The organism is Pseudomonas sp. JL27(2026) (assembly GCF_056933555.1).
Window position 1 is genome coordinate 5,644,963 of record NZ_CM167794.1, and the last position, 14,201, is coordinate 5,659,163.

14 protein-coding genes are annotated in these 14,201 nt (G+C 60.8%); 6 read left to right on the forward strand and 8 right to left on the reverse strand.

What is annotated here, in order from left to right:
• Window positions 1-204 precede the first annotated feature (204 nt).
• Both rpiA and AC1Z1G_RS25890 read left to right on the forward strand, forming a co-directional pair.
• On the forward strand, window positions 205-876 hold the full coding sequence (gene rpiA / locus AC1Z1G_RS25885) for a ribose-5-phosphate isomerase RpiA (RefSeq protein ID WP_483623313.1): 672 nt from the start codon (window positions 205-207) through the stop codon (window positions 874-876).
• Between the two features lie 308 nt (window positions 877-1,184).
• Entirely contained in the window at window positions 1,185-3,131 is a 1,947-nt protein-coding gene (locus AC1Z1G_RS25890) for an autotransporter domain-containing protein (RefSeq protein ID WP_483623315.1), read from the forward strand.
• Window positions 3,132-3,277: 146 nt separating this feature from the next.
• On the opposite strand, the gene AC1Z1G_RS25895 is transcribed toward AC1Z1G_RS25890, so the two are convergent.
• The 4 genes from AC1Z1G_RS25895 to AC1Z1G_RS25910 all read right to left on the reverse strand — a co-directional run bounded on the left by AC1Z1G_RS25895 (window position 3,278) and on the right by AC1Z1G_RS25910 (window position 7,547).
• Entirely contained in the window at window positions 3,278-4,192 is a 915-nt protein-coding gene (locus tag AC1Z1G_RS25895) for an SdiA-regulated domain-containing protein (RefSeq protein ID WP_483623317.1), read from the reverse strand.
• 131 nt (window positions 4,193-4,323) lie between these two features.
• A complete protein-coding gene (locus AC1Z1G_RS25900; protein ID WP_483623319.1) occupies window positions 4,324-5,250 on the reverse strand; it encodes an SdiA-regulated domain-containing protein in 927 nt (308 codons plus the stop codon).
• Window positions 5,251-5,433: 183 nt separating this feature from the next.
• Window positions 5,434-6,105, reverse strand: coding sequence for a fumarylacetoacetate hydrolase family protein (locus AC1Z1G_RS25905; protein ID WP_483623320.1), 672 nt, complete (start codon window positions 6,103-6,105; stop codon window positions 5,434-5,436).
• A 47-nt stretch (window positions 6,106-6,152) separates the two neighbouring features.
• Window positions 6,153-7,547 (reverse strand): FAD-binding oxidoreductase, encoded by a 1,395-nt coding sequence (locus AC1Z1G_RS25910; protein ID WP_483623322.1) that lies wholly within the window; start codon window positions 7,545-7,547, stop codon window positions 6,153-6,155.
• 204 nt (window positions 7,548-7,751) lie between these two features.
• Here AC1Z1G_RS25910 and serA point away from each other — a divergent pair, with 204 nt between their 5' ends.
• A complete protein-coding gene (serA, locus tag AC1Z1G_RS25915; RefSeq protein ID WP_483623323.1) occupies window positions 7,752-8,981 on the forward strand; it encodes a phosphoglycerate dehydrogenase in 1,230 nt (409 codons plus the stop codon).
• 61 nt (window positions 8,982-9,042) lie between these two features.
• Here serA and AC1Z1G_RS25920 read toward each other — a convergent pair whose 3' ends face one another.
• Entirely contained in the window at window positions 9,043-9,483 is a 441-nt protein-coding gene (locus tag AC1Z1G_RS25920; protein ID WP_483623324.1) for a DUF4399 domain-containing protein, read from the reverse strand.
• 132 nt (window positions 9,484-9,615) lie between these two features.
• On the opposite strand from AC1Z1G_RS25920, the gene AC1Z1G_RS25925 reads away from it, so the two are divergent.
• Window positions 9,616-10,308, forward strand: a complete 693-nt coding sequence (locus AC1Z1G_RS25925; protein WP_483623325.1) for a transporter substrate-binding domain-containing protein — start codon at window positions 9,616-9,618, stop codon at window positions 10,306-10,308.
• Window positions 10,309-10,411: 103 nt separating this feature from the next.
• On the opposite strand, the gene AC1Z1G_RS25930 is transcribed toward AC1Z1G_RS25925, so the two are convergent.
• Window positions 10,412-10,915 carry a 2-thiouracil desulfurase family protein gene (locus tag AC1Z1G_RS25930; protein ID WP_483623326.1) on the reverse strand — a complete coding sequence of 168 codons (504 nt, stop codon included), beginning with the start codon at window positions 10,913-10,915 and terminating at the stop codon, window positions 10,412-10,414.
• Between the two features lie 2 nt (window positions 10,916-10,917).
• Complete coding sequence (locus AC1Z1G_RS25935; protein WP_483623328.1) at window positions 10,918-11,550, reverse strand: 2OG-Fe(II) oxygenase; 633 nt, start codon at window positions 11,548-11,550, stop codon at window positions 10,918-10,920.
• 108 nt (window positions 11,551-11,658) lie between these two features.
• On the opposite strand from AC1Z1G_RS25935, the gene AC1Z1G_RS25940 reads away from it, so the two are divergent.
• Window positions 11,659-12,411, forward strand: a complete 753-nt coding sequence (locus tag AC1Z1G_RS25940; RefSeq protein WP_483623330.1) for a DUF2059 domain-containing protein — start codon at window positions 11,659-11,661, stop codon at window positions 12,409-12,411.
• A 51-nt stretch (window positions 12,412-12,462) separates the two neighbouring features.
• Here the strand turns inward: AC1Z1G_RS25940 and bipL are convergent, their stop codons facing one another.
• Window positions 12,463-13,416: a phospholipase BipL gene (bipL, locus tag AC1Z1G_RS25945; protein ID WP_483623331.1), complete on the reverse strand. Its 954-nt coding sequence runs from the start codon at window positions 13,414-13,416 to the stop codon at window positions 12,463-12,465.
• A gap of 111 nt (window positions 13,417-13,527) precedes the next feature.
• On the opposite strand from bipL, the gene AC1Z1G_RS25950 reads away from it, so the two are divergent.
• Window positions 13,528-14,106, forward strand: a complete 579-nt coding sequence (locus AC1Z1G_RS25950; protein WP_483623333.1) for a DUF6436 domain-containing protein — start codon at window positions 13,528-13,530, stop codon at window positions 14,104-14,106.
• Window positions 14,107-14,201 lie beyond the last annotated feature (95 nt).

Consider the following 14,201-nt stretch of genomic DNA (forward strand, 5'->3'; position numbering starts at 1 on the left):
GCGCTCCCCTGCGGTCCAGACCGCAAGACAAATCAGAAAGATCTTGCACACTGATTTTACGACCGCTGCGCCGCCGAGCGGGAGCAAGCTCCCTCGCCACAAAAGCCAATGTGCGCCGCCGCCCCGCCAATCGGGCAATGACCTTCACCGCCACGGGGCTTATAATGCGGGCCTTTCGTTACCCTTTGGCACCTCGGAGCCCGCATGACCCAGGATCAACTCAAACAGGCAGTAGCCCAGGCCGCTGTCGACTTCATCCTTCCAAAACTCGACGACAAAAGCATCGTCGGGGTCGGCACCGGCTCCACCGCCAACTGTTTCATTGATGCACTGGCGTTGCACAAAGGCGCGTTCGACGGTGCGGTCGCCAGCTCCGAAGCCACCGCTGCGCGGCTCAAGGGCCATGGCATTCCGGTGTATGAACTGAACACGGTCAGCGACCTGGAGTTCTACGTCGACGGTGCCGATGAGAGCGACGAGCACCTGAACCTGATCAAGGGCGGCGGCGCAGCCCTGACCCGCGAGAAGATCGTCGCGGCCGTGGCCAAGACCTTCATCTGCATCGCCGACGCCAGCAAACTGGTGCCGGTACTCGGGGCGTTCCCACTGCCGGTCGAAGTGATCCCGATGGCCCGCAGCCACGTAGCCCGCGAACTGGTGAAACTGGGCGGCGACCCGGTGTACCGCGAAGGTGTGTTGACCGACAACGGCAACATCATCCTCGACGTGTTCAACATGCAGATCACCAACCCGGTGGAACTGGAAACCCAAATCAACGCCATCGTCGGCGTCGTCACCAACGGCCTGTTCGCCGCCCGTCCGGCCGACCTGCTGCTGCTGGGCACCCCTGAAGGCGTGAAAACCCTCAAGGCCTGAGCCTGACAGATTGATCGACCCCACGCGTCCTGCGCGGGGTCGATAACGTAAGAATATCGATACATCCCCCGCCACACCCCCTCCCTGCGCAACCACAAGTGCTACTTTTCGCAGCATTTCGGCGAACTAGTGCCCGATTTTGCGCAGTGCGTCGCAGCCCGGTGCGCGACATCCGGTATCAAAACCGTTACAAATTACAGCCATGCGACGCTCCCTATAAGCCATGCGCCAAACCACGGCCGCCCACGGAATGAGGCGCGCATTGTGCAAACGTCCCGACTTTCCCACCATGCTCAAGGAAGATTCCTGTGATAAAGCCCCTCGCGCTTGCTGTCAGTGTTGCCAGCGCCCTGCTCTCCCTCCCAAGCCAGGCCTACGAATACGGCGAACATGCCGCCACCACCCTGGATCGCCTGATCAACGATTACCCCGGCCGCTATCGCGGCACCGCCAACTTCTCCGGTGCCGCCGACTGGATGCAAAGCCAGATGGGCAACGCCTACAGCATCAGCCGTCAGGATTTCAGCTGGAACAGTGGCAGCCGCCGTTCACAGAACGTGGTCGCCTACGCCGCCGGCACGAAACCACAGTACGTCGTGGTCGGGGCGCACTTCGACACCTACTTCGGCCGCCCGACCCTGCAAGGCCTGGACGACAACGGCTCCGGTGCCAGCGTGCTGACAGAAATCGCCCGTAACCTCGGCGGCCTGAAACTGGAGAACGGCCTGCAAGTGGTCGGCTTCGGCGCCGAAGAAGAAGGCCTGCGCGGTTCCAAGGCGTTTGTCGAGTCCCTGAGCGCCAGCCAGCGCGCCAACATGCTGGCCATGATCAACCTCGACAGCCTGATCACTGGCGACATGATGTATGCCCACGCCGGCCAGAACAGCATCGACAACCCGGCCCTGGCGTCCTTGCGGGAACACACCCTGAAAATCGCCAGGGAACTGAACATCAACCTGTTCACCAACCCTGGCCTGGACCCCGCCTACCCCAAAGGCACCGGCTGCTGCAGCGACGGCGAGGCCTTTGAGAAGCTCAACATCCCGATTCTCTATATAGAAGCCACCAACTGGGAACTGGGCGCCATGGACGGCTACACCCAGACCAGCAACCCGGCGATCCCCGGCGGTTCGACCTGGCATGACCCGGCAGAAGACAACGAGAAAGTCCTGACCAACGCCTTCGGCCAGGAACGTATCGACCAGCGCCTGCGCGACTACTCGCGCCTGCTCAGCCGCCTCGTGCTGGAACTGACCAACGCCGACCTGCTGGCCTCCACCGCCTCGGGTGGCGCGGTGGCGCGCAATCAGCAGGACAACCTGCAACGCCAGCATCAAGCCATGGTGCGCCTGCATGACCGCCGCTGGCTGACGCTGCAAGCCATGAGCCGCGAGGTCGGCAGTTTCGATGGCGAAATCGGCGTCGACGGCGAATACAATCCCGACAGCGGTTTCGACACGGCGCCCAACCCCGAAGCGCGACGGCTGGGCGTGCACGCACTCGGCGACTATCAGTTGAGTTCAAGCCTGAACATTGGCGCCAGCCTCAGCTACCTCAACGGTCGCGACAAACTTGAGCACGGCGGCAAACTCGACAGCGACACCTGGCAGGCAGCGGTCTACGCCTTGCTCAATGATGGCGGGCCGCAATGGCTGGCGGGTGACCTGAGCGTCGGCCATACGCGTTTCGACTCGAAACGTAACCTGCTGATCCAGGCCAATGGCGGCCCGGTGCTGCTCAATCAACAGCTCACCGGTGACACCGACGCCCTGACCCTCGGCGCGCGAGTGCTCGGCGGTTATGACTTCGACTTCGGCCCGGTCAAGAGCGGCCCCTTCGCCGGCCTCGACTACAACCACTACCGCGTCGACGGCTTCCACGAGAAACAGGACCTGCGCACCGCCCTCGGTTATCAGGAACAACGCTTCGACTCGCTGGAAGCCAGCCTCGGCTGGCGCGTACGCGGCACACTGGGCCTGCCTTACGGCATGAGCCTGCTGCCTTACGGCGACATCGCCTGGGTCAAGGAACTGGGTGACGGCCGCCTGGAAGACCTCGACCTCACTAGCCATGCCGACGGCCAGGTACGCGTTGCCGAACTGGGCTCCGTGGACAAGAGCTTTGGCCGCGCACAAGTCGGCAGCCAATTGGCAATCACCCCACAGCTTGGGGTGTTCGCGGAGGTCAACAGCCGCATCGGCCACGACGAAGGCAGCCAGACCGGCTACTCCCTCGGCGTGCAATGGATGTTCTAGGCCCTGTACTAAAACGGCCTGCGCGTCGACCAGGCTGCGTTAAAAACAGGTTCGGAATGCTCATTTAGGGACCTAAACTCCGCTTCCTTGCCTGTTTTTGCCTTGCCTGATCGCCGTTCGGCGAGTTTTCGTACAGACCCTAAGCCTTAGCGGGCCGGCTGTTTGAACACGTAAAACAGGTTCGGCTCGCTCACCAGGTACACCGTGCCGTCATCGTCCATGGCGATCCCTTCCGCTTGCGGCACGGTTTCACGCAAACCCTGGCGGCCCTTGAGCAATGACATCGTGCTCAGCGGCCGACCGTCGACATCCAGCTCGATCACCAGCCGCGACTCATCTGACAGCGCCAGTAAATGACCGCTGCGCTCGTCGTATTGCAGGCTCGACAAGTCCCGCACGAACAACCCGGCATCGCGCTTGGGGTTGTTGATCACATGCACGGCGTAGGACTTCTCCGGGTTGTAGTGGGGAAAGCCCTGCACCTCATAGATCAGCATCGGGTCGCGCTCCTTGGCCACGAACAACCTTTTGCCCACCGAATCGTAAGCCAGCCCTTCAAACCCCTTGTTGCTGCGCATGTGCACGCCAAGAGTGATCTGTTCGGCGTCCGCGGCGTCGAGGAACACCGTGTCATCTTGCAGGTGGATCTTGATCAGGCGTTGCTGGCGCTCGTCGGTGATGACATAGGTGTTGGCGCTGATGAATTCGACTGCTTCCGGGTCGCCGAAACCGACCAGCGCCACGCGGCGCAGAATGCGGCCGTCGAGAGACAGCTCGATCAGCTCGGCGTTTTGATTGGTGACGGTAAACAGGCTTTTGCGCACGGGGTCGTAGGTCAGGGCCGACACGTCATCGTTCAGCCCCTCGATAGGCTGCGCCTCAAGGGTCACCCGGTAGTCGCCCAAACCAATGGACTGCTCGTCGACTGGCCCCAGCCAGGATTGCCAGTTGAACCAGGCCCGCTCGAACAGACGGTAATGCTGCCCGGCCAACCCCGAAACCAGCAGGGCAACGCAGCATACGATCAGCAGTATGGGTGTGGGGCGGGCAAGTCGGCGCATTCGCAGAAAGCTCAAAGTCAAAAAGGGTGGGATGAAATACCACGATTTTATGAATTCAAACTTAATCCAGAATCAGATTGGCTGCCGATGTTTATCCAAACATGACGACTGACAACCAAAGAGTCATCGTCCTACTTCTTTTCAAACCGATAGAACAGGTTCGGCTCACTCACGATATAGAGCGTCCCGGCCTCGTCCATGGCCACGCCCTCAGCCCGCGGAATGGTGTTTTTCAAACCGTTGAAGCCGCCCAGCAGGGTCATGAAACTGACCTGCTCGCCCTGTTCGTCGAGTTCGAGCAACAGGTGAGAGTCGGCGGACAACACCAGGGTATGCCCGGTGCGCGGATCAATCGCCAGGGCAGACAGGTTGCGCAGGTCCAGTTCATCGCTGGGCAGCTTTTGCTTGTCGCCCGTCAGCGTCTGGCTGCCATCGCTTTTCCAGGTAAACAGCGCTGGTGGGCGCTCTTCACCCAACAGCAATTGCTGCTTGCGCGGGTCCCAGGCAATCGCCTCGAACGCCTTGTTCTGATCCTTGGACGGGCCGAGGTCGTATTGGGGGAAGTCGTTGATGTTCAGCTCAAGGGTGTCGGGTTCGACCTTGACGATGGACAGCAAGTGTTTGCGTTCATCGACGATGGCAATCAGGCCGTTCTCCATCACTGCCACACCTTCAGGGTTGCCCCAGCCCACCAGTTTGATCTTGCGCAGCACGTCACCTTGCAGGGTCAGCTCAGCCAGGAACGGCTTTTTGCCCATGACCGAGAACAGGGTCTTGCTCAACGGGCTGTAGGCCAGGTCCGACGCTTCATCGTCCTCCATGCCCGGCAACAGTTTCGCGTCGATCACGGCACGGTAATCCGGCAACCAGATACTTTCCTGGCGCTCGGCCGGGGTTTCAAAGCGCTCCTGCACCCAGAGCACGCCACGGTCATCCCAATGCATCGCCACCGACACGCCATACATCACCACCCCGACCAGCAACAGCCAGGAATACCAGCGCATGGAGAAACGCGAGCGGCGAGCAATTTTGAGTTCGGGCAGCGGTTGAGTGTCCATCAGGGAAAGCGTTCCAGAAATTCAGGCTAAGGGTAATAGCACAAGGAGAGAGGCTAAGACGCCCAGAAGCGAAAATTATCCGGATTTGATGTAAAAAAAATGGCAAATGGCGGGATTGCCCTTTTACTGCTGCTCACAAAAACCAGGGTGGGAGCGAGCCTGCTCCCACCGGGTTCGGCGGTATTACAACTCGCGGACGCGGCTGGTGAAGCGGCTGACGCCGGGCAATTCCAGCACCAGTTCATCGCCGACATTCAGCGGGCCGACGCCCACTGGCGTGCCGGTGAGAATCACATCGCCAGCCTGCAGCGAGAAGCAGCCGGCCATGTGCTGGATCATCGGCACAATCGGATTGAGCATCGCGCTGCTGTTGCCATCCTGGCGAACCTCGCCGTTGATGGTCAGGCGGATGCCGATGTCGGCCAGGTCGGCAAACGTGCCGGCGGCCACAAACGGCGCAAGCACCGCCGCGCCGTCAAACGACTTGGCGATTTCCCACGGCAGCCCCTTGGACTTGAGCTCGGCCTGCTTGTCACGCAGGGTCAGGTCCAGCGCGGGCGCGAAGCCGGAGATGGCATCGAGCACTTCTTCGCGGCTCGGCTTGGTCGACAGGGGCTTGCCGATCAACACCGCGATTTCCGCCTCGTAATGCACCGAGCCACGCTCGGTCGGAATGGTAAAACCACCTTCCAGTGGTACCGCGCAACTGCCCGGTTTGATGAACAACAGTGGCTCGGTCGGCACCGGGTTATCCAGTTCCTTGGCGTGTTCGGCGTAGTTACGCCCGATGCACACCACTTTCCCGAGCGGGAAGTGAATACGCGTACCGTCGACATACTGGTGCTGATAGCTCATTACCGACTCCTGCCTTAGTGCCTGTTAATTCATCAGGTGCAGCGGCTTCAAACAGCGAAGATCTTGCCCGGATTCATGATGCCGTTCGGGTCGAACACCGCCTTCACCGCTTTCATGTACTCGATCTCAACCGGGGAACGGCTGTAGGTCAAGTAATCACGCTTGGTCATGCCCACGCCGTGTTCGGCGGAAATCGAGCCGTTGTACTTCTCGACGGTTTCGAACACCCACTTGTTGACGGTCGCGCACTTGGCGAAGAACTCGTCCTTGCTCAGGTTCTCGGGCTTGAGAATGTTCAAGTGCAGGTTGCCGTCACCGATGTGGCCGAACCAGACAATTTCGAAATCCGGGTAGTGTTCGCCGACGATCGCGTCGATTTCCTTGAGGAATGCCGGTACTTTCGACACGGTGACCGAGATGTCGTTCTTGTACGGCGTCCAGTGGGAAATGGTTTCGGAGATGTATTCGCGCAGTTTCCACAGGTTTTGCAGCTGCGACTCGCTCTGGCTCATCACCCCATCCAGCACCCAGCCTTCTTCGACGCAGTGTTCGAAGGTTTCCAGGGCGTGGTTGGCCACTTCTTCAGTGGTCGCTTCGAATTCCAGCAGCGCGTAGAACGGGCAATCGGATTCGAACGGCGCTGGCACGTCGCCGCGCGCCAGGACTTTGGCCAGGGCCTTGTCGGAGAAAAATTCGAATGCGGTCAGGTCGAGCTTGCTCTGGAAAGCGTGCAGCACTGGCATGATCGAGTCGAAATCGGCGGTGCCAAGCACCATCGCGGTGAGGTTTTTCGGCGCGCGGTCCAGGCGCATGGTCGCTTCGACCACAAAACCCAGGGTGCCTTCGGCACCGATGAACAACTGACGGAGGTCGTAACCCGTGGCGTTCTTGATCAGGTCACGGTTCAGCTCAAGCACATCGCCCTTGCCGGTCACGACTTTCATGCCAGCGACCCAGTTACGGGTCATGCCGTAGCGAATGACCTTGATCCCGCCGGCATTGGTGCCGATGTTGCCGCCAATCTGACTGGAACCGGCAGAAGCGAAATCCACCGGGTAGTACAAGCCGTGTTCTTCAGCGCGGTTTTGCAGTTGTTCAGTCACCACGCCTGGCTGGCAGACCGCCGTGCGGTCGGTCAGGTTCACATCGAGGATCTGGTTCATGTAGTCGAACGACACCACCACTTCGCCATTGGCGGCAACGGCGGCAGCGGACAAACCGGTGCGACCACCGGACGGCACCAGCGCAACCTTGTGTTCATTGGCCCAGCGAACAATGGCCTGGACCTGTTCGGTGGTCTTGGGAAACACAATGGCCGTCGGGGCCGGGGCGAAATGCTTGGTCCAATCCTTGCCATAAGCATTGAGGGAGTCGGCATCGGTCAGCACCTTGCCAGGCTCAACCAGGGTCTTCAGCTCATCAATCAGGGCAGGATTGGTCATCGACAGAACTCTCGAACAATTCATGGTCATCCTGAGAACGCTTCACGTCGCAGGAATGAGTGTTTAGCGGGGAGCGTATGCTAGCATACCGACCCCGCAGGATAGTGCCCAAGGGCGTTCTGCGGTGACGGCTTTCCTGCCGTCCGGGTCAGCTTGCGCTGCTCGATTCCCTGCCATTTTTCTCCGGGATACAGGTTTACGCAGATGAGCAAGACTTCTCTCGATAAGAGCAAGATCAAGTTCCTTCTTCTCGAAGGCGTCCACCAATCAGCTGTCGACGTCCTCAAGGCGGCAGGCTACACCAGCATCGAGTACCTCACAGGTTCTCTGCCGGAAGCCCAGCTGAAGGAAAAGATCGCTGATGCTCACTTCATCGGTATTCGTTCTCGTACTCAATTGACCGAAGAAATCTTCGACCACGCGAAGAAACTGGTCGCCGTGGGCTGTTTCTGCATCGGCACCAACCAGGTCGACCTGAGCGCTGCCCGCGAACGCGGTATCGCCGTGTTCAATGCGCCGTACTCCAACACGCGTTCTGTGGCGGAACTGGTGCTGGCCGAAGCGATCCTGTTGCTGCGCGGCATCCCCGAGAAAAACGCTTCCTGCCACCGTGGCGGCTGGATCAAGAGCGCTGCCAACTCCTTCGAAATCCGCGGCAAGAAGCTGGGCATCGTCGGTTACGGCTCGATCGGTACTCAACTGTCGGTCCTGGCTGAAGGCCTCGGCATGCAGGTTTACTTCTACGACACCGTGACCAAGCTGCCGCTGGGCAATGCGACCCAGGTCGGCAACCTGCACGAGCTGCTGGGCATGTCCGACATCGTGACCCTGCACGTTCCGGAAACCGCTGCCACCCAGTGGATGATCGGCGAGAAGGAAATCCGCGCCATCAAGAAGGGCGGGATCCTGATCAACGCCGCTCGCGGCACCGTGGTCGAACTGGACGCCCTGGCGGACGCGATCAAGGACAAGCACCTGATCGGCGCGGCCATCGACGTGTTCCCGGTGGAGCCACGCTCCAACGACGAAGAGTTCGAAAGCCCGCTGCGTGGCCTGGACAACGTGATCCTGACCCCGCACATCGGCGGTTCCACCGCTGAAGCGCAAGCCAACATCGGTCTGGAAGTGGCCGAGAAGCTGGTCAAGTACAGCGACAACGGTACGTCGGTGTCTTCGGTCAACTTCCCGGAAGTGGCCCTGCCGGCTCACCCTGGCAAGCACCGTTTGCTGCACATCCACGAGAACATCCCGGGTGTGATGAGCGAGATCAACAAGGTCTTCGCCGAAAACGGTATCAACATCTCCGGTCAGTTCCTGCAGACCAACGAGAAAGTCGGCTACGTGGTAATCGACGTCGACGCCGAGTACTCGGACCTGGCGCAAGAGAAGCTGCAACACATCAACGGCACCATTCGTTGCCGCGTGTTGTTCTAACGCTCAAGCGTCAATAAAAAGGGAGACCCTTGGGTCTCCCTTTTTCATGCCTGAAAACTGCTTACTTGACCGTCACGGTGATTTTTTCCGAAATGATCGGCGGGTCGAACGGCACGTGGTTCTTGTCGCCCAGCTCCAGTTGCAGTGTATGTTTGCCCGGAGCCAGTTTGATGTCGGCTTCGGTTTGCGCCTTGCCGAAGTGCATGTGGTTGGCGTCCATCGGGATAGGCATGTTCTCGGCCGGCAGTTTGTCGACGTCGATCAGCAGGTGGTGGTGACCAGTGTTTTTAGTCTGATCGCCCGCTGGCGCCAGGGCAACGCCCTCGACCGCGAACTTGACTTTGAAAGACTCGCCGACCGTGGCACCGTCCGCCGGGGAGACGATATACACTTTCGCATCCTTGGGGGCCGGGGTACGAGGAATCCCGTCTGCAGCACCCGCGAGCATCGAGGCACTCAGGAGCAAACCGGCCAAAGCGGCACGTGACATAAAGGGTTTCATACTATTCTCCAGTTTTTCGCAAAATCTGTGCGGTTATGACAACTTCGTGGCAATTCGTTGTCGAAGGCAATCACCACCATAGCAAAGCGAGCCGCAACGGCGCATCGCCCATCAAAATACAAAGGAGTGACCATGCGTTTTTGGCCTGGCCTGTTACTGTCTCTGCCGCTTGTAAGCACCTGTGCTTTTGCCGAACTGATCGATGACGTGAATGACCGGGGCGAACTGCGGATCGCCCTGGAAGCCAATACCCCACCGTTCAACTTCAAGGATGACGGCAAACTCAGCGGCTTCGAGGTCGAATTGGGGCAGTTGCTGGCCGGCGAGCTCGATGTGCGCGCCGACTTCGTCGTCACTGAAGAGTCAGACCTGCTGCCAGGCGTCGAGAGCGGCAAGTACGACATCGCCATCAACCACATAGCAATGACCCCCGAACTCAAGGATCGTTTAGATTTCAGCGAGCCTTACAGCTATTCGAGCGCAGATCTGGTTGAACGCAAAAAAGTGACGCGGGCTTCCGCAGAGGGCGGAGGCATCCTGAATGGCCTCGATCTGCTCAGCGACCACCCCGATGCCCAGCGCTCGCCGTCGCCCGTCAGCGATCGACTGGTAATTCCCTATGCACTCACCGGTGACCATGCCCTCGCCCAAAAAGCCGCCAAGACCGCTCGGACCCTGAGCCTCGCCATCCCCTTTCAAAAGGGCAATCCGGCCTTCCAGGCCAGCCTCGACAGCGCCTTGCAACGGATCAAGGCTGATGGTCGATTGATGGCGTTGTCCGAGAAGTGGTTCGGCATAGACGCGAGCCTGCCGCCAAAGCCTTAAACCACTGGAGATTCAATGTGTGCGGGCTTGCTCGCGAAGAGGCCATCACATTCAACACTGATGTGTGTGACAGACCGCTTTCGCGAGCAAGCCCGCTCCCACATCAGGTATGTGAAGGCTGTTCGATGAGTTGCACCAACGCAGCCGCCGCCTCGGCCAACTCCAGCTCGCTGAACACCCGCACCCCGTTGCGGGTCAGCAGTGCAGCGGTAACGCCCTCGCCGCTGACCTTGACCCCGTTGAACGTCCCGTCATACGTCAGCAGGTTGCCGCAGGACGGGCTGTTGGCCTTCAGCACGGCGATCCGGATTGCGTATTTTTGCACCAGTTCCAGTGCCTGCCGGGCGCCCGAGAGGAATTCGGCGCTGACGTCCTCGCCCTCGCTCGTCATCACCCGTGCATGGCCGTCGAGGACTTCAACACCCTGCCCGCCGGATATCTCTGCCGCAGCCCTTGGCGTCGGCAAGCCGCCAGCGACTTCCGGACACAGCGGCACTACCCGATCTTCAGCGATCCACTGTTCCAGTTGATTGAACGGCCCACTCGCCCCACCGTCGTAACGCACGCGGTGGCCGAGCAGGCAGCGACTCACAAGAATTTTGTGCATGGTCAGAACGGCTCGTTGCCCCGCCGCCGAAACCAGCCGGTCAACGACAGGCGATCCCGGGTCGCGGGCATGACTTCATGGGGCACTTCGCCCGACAGGAACACCACCAGGCAACCGCCGGTCGGTACCACGTCGTGCTCAACACCTTCTTCCAGGTACATGCGCAACTGGCCGCCGTGTTCCGGCAACCAGGCGTCATTGAGGTAAATCACCGCCGACACCATGCGCCGGTCATCGTCGCGAAAGCGGTCGACATGTTTGAGGTAGAACGCACCGGGCGGGTACAGGGCGAAATGGCTTTCGAAATCCTCCAGTCCCAGGAACAACCCGCGATTCATGGCCTCGCGCAGGCTGTCCATCAAGCCTAGGTAACTGTCGCACGGCTCGGCCTGACCGGGTTCGAGCCACTGGATGTGGTCGCCGCGAATGCCCTCGCGAATCTCCGAAGAAGACCCGCGCCCCACCGCCGCCGGCGCGAGTTCACCCTCGGCGGCACGTTTACGGCACTCGGCCGCCAGCTCCAGGGTCAGGCCCTGGGGCAGGAAAATATTCTGCTGCGACCAGCCGCGTGCAGCCAGGTCATCGACGATACGTAACAGCAGCGGGTGATCAGAGGGTATTTGCATGCCGCGCATAGTATTCCTGTGCCTGCAAATCCGACAGAGCCGTGTGGCGGGCTGATACGAATTCTCGACAACGTGTGTCCGGGCCCGGAGAATGGTCGCCTGCTGACAGGAGTCCCTATGCGCCGTTTGCTTTTCTCACTGTTGATGTTCTGCACGTTGCCCGCCTGGGCAGACGGCCACGACCAGTTGTACAAGGTCGCCGGTTGGCCAGAACAACGCGCGCATTTCAGTGATGCCCTCACCGCCGCCCAGCAACGTTATCAAAACAGCCTGCCGCCCGCCGTGTTCCAGGCGCTGGTGAACAACAGCAATCAGCGTTTTGCGCCCCAGGCCATGGATCGTCGCGCCGAGGCGCAGTTGCGCCAGAACCTCAGCGACCCGAAACCGGCGCTGGCGTTCTTCCAGTCACCGCTGGGACGCAAGATTATCGCCGCCGAGCTGCTGGCGACCCGTCGCGATCAATTGGCCAAGAACGCCAAGGGCCTGCCAAAGATGGAGGCCAGCGACACTCGCCAACTCATCATCGGCCATCTGGCCCAGGCATTGCCCGCACGCGAAGCAGGGGCCGAAGTCAGCCTGGCCATCGCTGGCGTCGCTGCCGACAGCCTGAGCCAGATGATTCCCGGCCTGCTCGGAGGCGGTCAGGCCCAAGGCATGTTGAACGGTCAGCGCCAGCGCCTGATGGAACAGATCGGCGCCGACCTGAACAACACGCTGCTTTACGTGTACCGAGACTTGTCCGACCCGGAGCTGGAAGAGTTTGCCACCTTCGCCGAGTCGACCGAGGGCAAGGCTTACTATCAGGCGGCATTGGCGGCCATCCGCGCAGGTCTCGCGGTGGGGCAAAGCGCTTCGAACCTCAGCCAGTAACCTTCGGCGCCTGATAAATCACCTTCGCGGGCAAAGAGGCCAGCACTACCGCTAGGGATTCAGCCCTTTGATCCGTTGGGTTAAATATCCGAAATACTGATCGCGAAACGCCTGGGTTTCATTGGCCAGGTGATGCCGCGCCTGCGGCATCATCAGCACCTGCGGCTGATCGAACTTGCCCTCGAGCACGCCCAGGTTGTGCTGCCAGTCCACCGTCATGTCCGCCTGCCCCTGCACGATGATCGGCCGCCGGGCGCTGCGCGGCGCCGCTTCGATACGCTTGATCCAGCGGCCCAGCGCACCGACCCACGCCGTGGGCAACCGCTGTGGCTGCAACGGATCGGCCAGCAGGAACGGCAGGAACCCCGGGTCGTTGGAGTTCTCGCTGAAGCGTCGGGCAATGCCGTTGACGAACGGCCTGAGCAGGTAGTAACTCAACTGCGACCAGCCCCAGGCACGCGGCCGCACCAGCGGTGAGAGCAAAATCGTCAGCCCCTGTGCCGGGCTGTCGAGCCCATGATGGAGCAAGTGATCCACCACGATCGCCCCGCCGGTACTTTGCCCGCACAGGTGCCACGGCTGCGGCAGGTCCAGCGACCTGGCCTCGTCGAACAGGCCTTGCAACGCGGCCTGATAGTCGGCGAAGTCCTCGATGCTGGCGCGCTCGCCGCTGGACAGGCCATGACCCGGCAGGTCGCAGGCGATTACAACGAACCCCTGCTCCAGCGCCCACTCGATCACATGCTTGTAGAGCCCCATGTGATCGTAGAAACCGTGCAGCAAAAACAACGTCGCCACCGGCTGCTGCGGCCACCAGGCCTGGCTGACCACCTCGAAATCACCCACTGCGAAGCGTCCCAGCGCACGTTTGACCGGCACACTGTGCCGGGCAAAATCCAACCCGTAGAAACGCTGGTAGGCCAACGCCTCTTCCGACAACGGCTGCCGCTCGGCCAATGGTCGCAGGCTGGCACGCAGGTGATCGGGGTTGAAGGTCGCTGACATGTGGGAGATTCCAGGCAAAAGCGCGATGCGCAAAACAGACTTTATAAGCCTGCGATATTCATCTGTCGCGACAAGCATGGCAAGCTACGCGACCTTCGAGGACCGATCCGTATGCGCCCGTCTTACCGCACGACTCTGCTTGCCAGCCTGCTCGCCCTTGTGTGCGCCGGTGCGCTGTGGGCGGCATATGACTGGTTTCAGGGACGCTATCTGCGGGCATTCAGCGCCCACACGGCGGTGTTCTCCGGCGACCCGCTGCGCCTGCCCGCCGAGCTGGCCGGCCCCGGCGCGGTCCGGCTGGTGCACTTCTGGGACCCGACCTGCCCGTGCAACGTCGGCAACCAGCAGCACCTTGCCGAACTGATCGAACACTATGCACCGCAAGGCGTGGAGTTTTACACGGTGCAAAAACCCGGCACTCACGGTCAGTTACCCAGCACCTTGAGCCGCCTGAAACACCTCGAAGCGCTGCCCGGCAGCGAGCAAATCCCCGCCAGCCCGGCCGTGGCAATCTGGGACCGCAGCGGCAAACTGGCGTACTTCGGCCCATACAGCGAAGGCCTGACCTGCAACGCCAGCAACAGCTTTATCGAACCGATCCTGCAAGCGTTGAACGAAGGCCGCGCGGTGGAGGCCACCCACACCCTGGCGGTGGGCTGCTATTGTCCTTGGCCGGGCGACACGCACTAAGGCATTGCGGACTTTTCCAGGACGCCGATGCCCGGCACAGAAGGTCTGTGCTCACTGTTTGCCGCCCCGAGGGCTGCAATCCCGACCGCACAAGG

What these genes read in the sequence shown, in the direction of transcription:
- AC1Z1G_RS25920 (WP_483623324.1), bottom strand. Translation starts at nt 9,483, where the DNA reads ATGAAACCCTTTATGTCACGTGCCGCTTTGGCCGGTTTGCTCCTGAGT.
- AC1Z1G_RS25935 (WP_483623328.1), bottom strand. Translation starts at nt 11,550, where the DNA reads ATGCGCGGCATGCAAATACCCTCTGATCACCCGCTGCTGTTACGTATC.
- AC1Z1G_RS25905 (WP_483623320.1), bottom strand. Translation starts at nt 6,105, where the DNA reads ATGAGCTATCAGCACCAGTATGTCGACGGTACGCGTATTCACTTCCCG.
- rpiA (WP_483623313.1), top strand. Translation starts at nt 205, where the DNA reads ATGACCCAGGATCAACTCAAACAGGCAGTAGCCCAGGCCGCTGTCGAC.
- AC1Z1G_RS25900 (WP_483623319.1), bottom strand. Translation starts at nt 5,250, where the DNA reads ATGGACACTCAACCGCTGCCCGAACTCAAAATTGCTCGCCGCTCGCGT.
- AC1Z1G_RS25930 (WP_483623326.1), bottom strand. Translation starts at nt 10,915, where the DNA reads ATGCACAAAATTCTTGTGAGTCGCTGCCTGCTCGGCCACCGCGTGCGT.
- bipL (WP_483623331.1), bottom strand. Translation starts at nt 13,416, where the DNA reads ATGTCAGCGACCTTCAACCCCGATCACCTGCGTGCCAGCCTGCGACCA.
- AC1Z1G_RS25940 (WP_483623330.1), top strand. Translation starts at nt 11,659, where the DNA reads ATGCGCCGTTTGCTTTTCTCACTGTTGATGTTCTGCACGTTGCCCGCC.
- AC1Z1G_RS25950 (WP_483623333.1), top strand. Translation starts at nt 13,528, where the DNA reads ATGCGCCCGTCTTACCGCACGACTCTGCTTGCCAGCCTGCTCGCCCTT.
- AC1Z1G_RS25925 (WP_483623325.1), top strand. Translation starts at nt 9,616, where the DNA reads ATGCGTTTTTGGCCTGGCCTGTTACTGTCTCTGCCGCTTGTAAGCACC.
- AC1Z1G_RS25895 (WP_483623317.1), bottom strand. Translation starts at nt 4,192, where the DNA reads ATGCGCCGACTTGCCCGCCCCACACCCATACTGCTGATCGTATGCTGC.
- AC1Z1G_RS25910 (WP_483623322.1), bottom strand. Translation starts at nt 7,547, where the DNA reads ATGACCAATCCTGCCCTGATTGATGAGCTGAAGACCCTGGTTGAGCCT.
- serA (WP_483623323.1), top strand. Translation starts at nt 7,752, where the DNA reads ATGAGCAAGACTTCTCTCGATAAGAGCAAGATCAAGTTCCTTCTTCTC.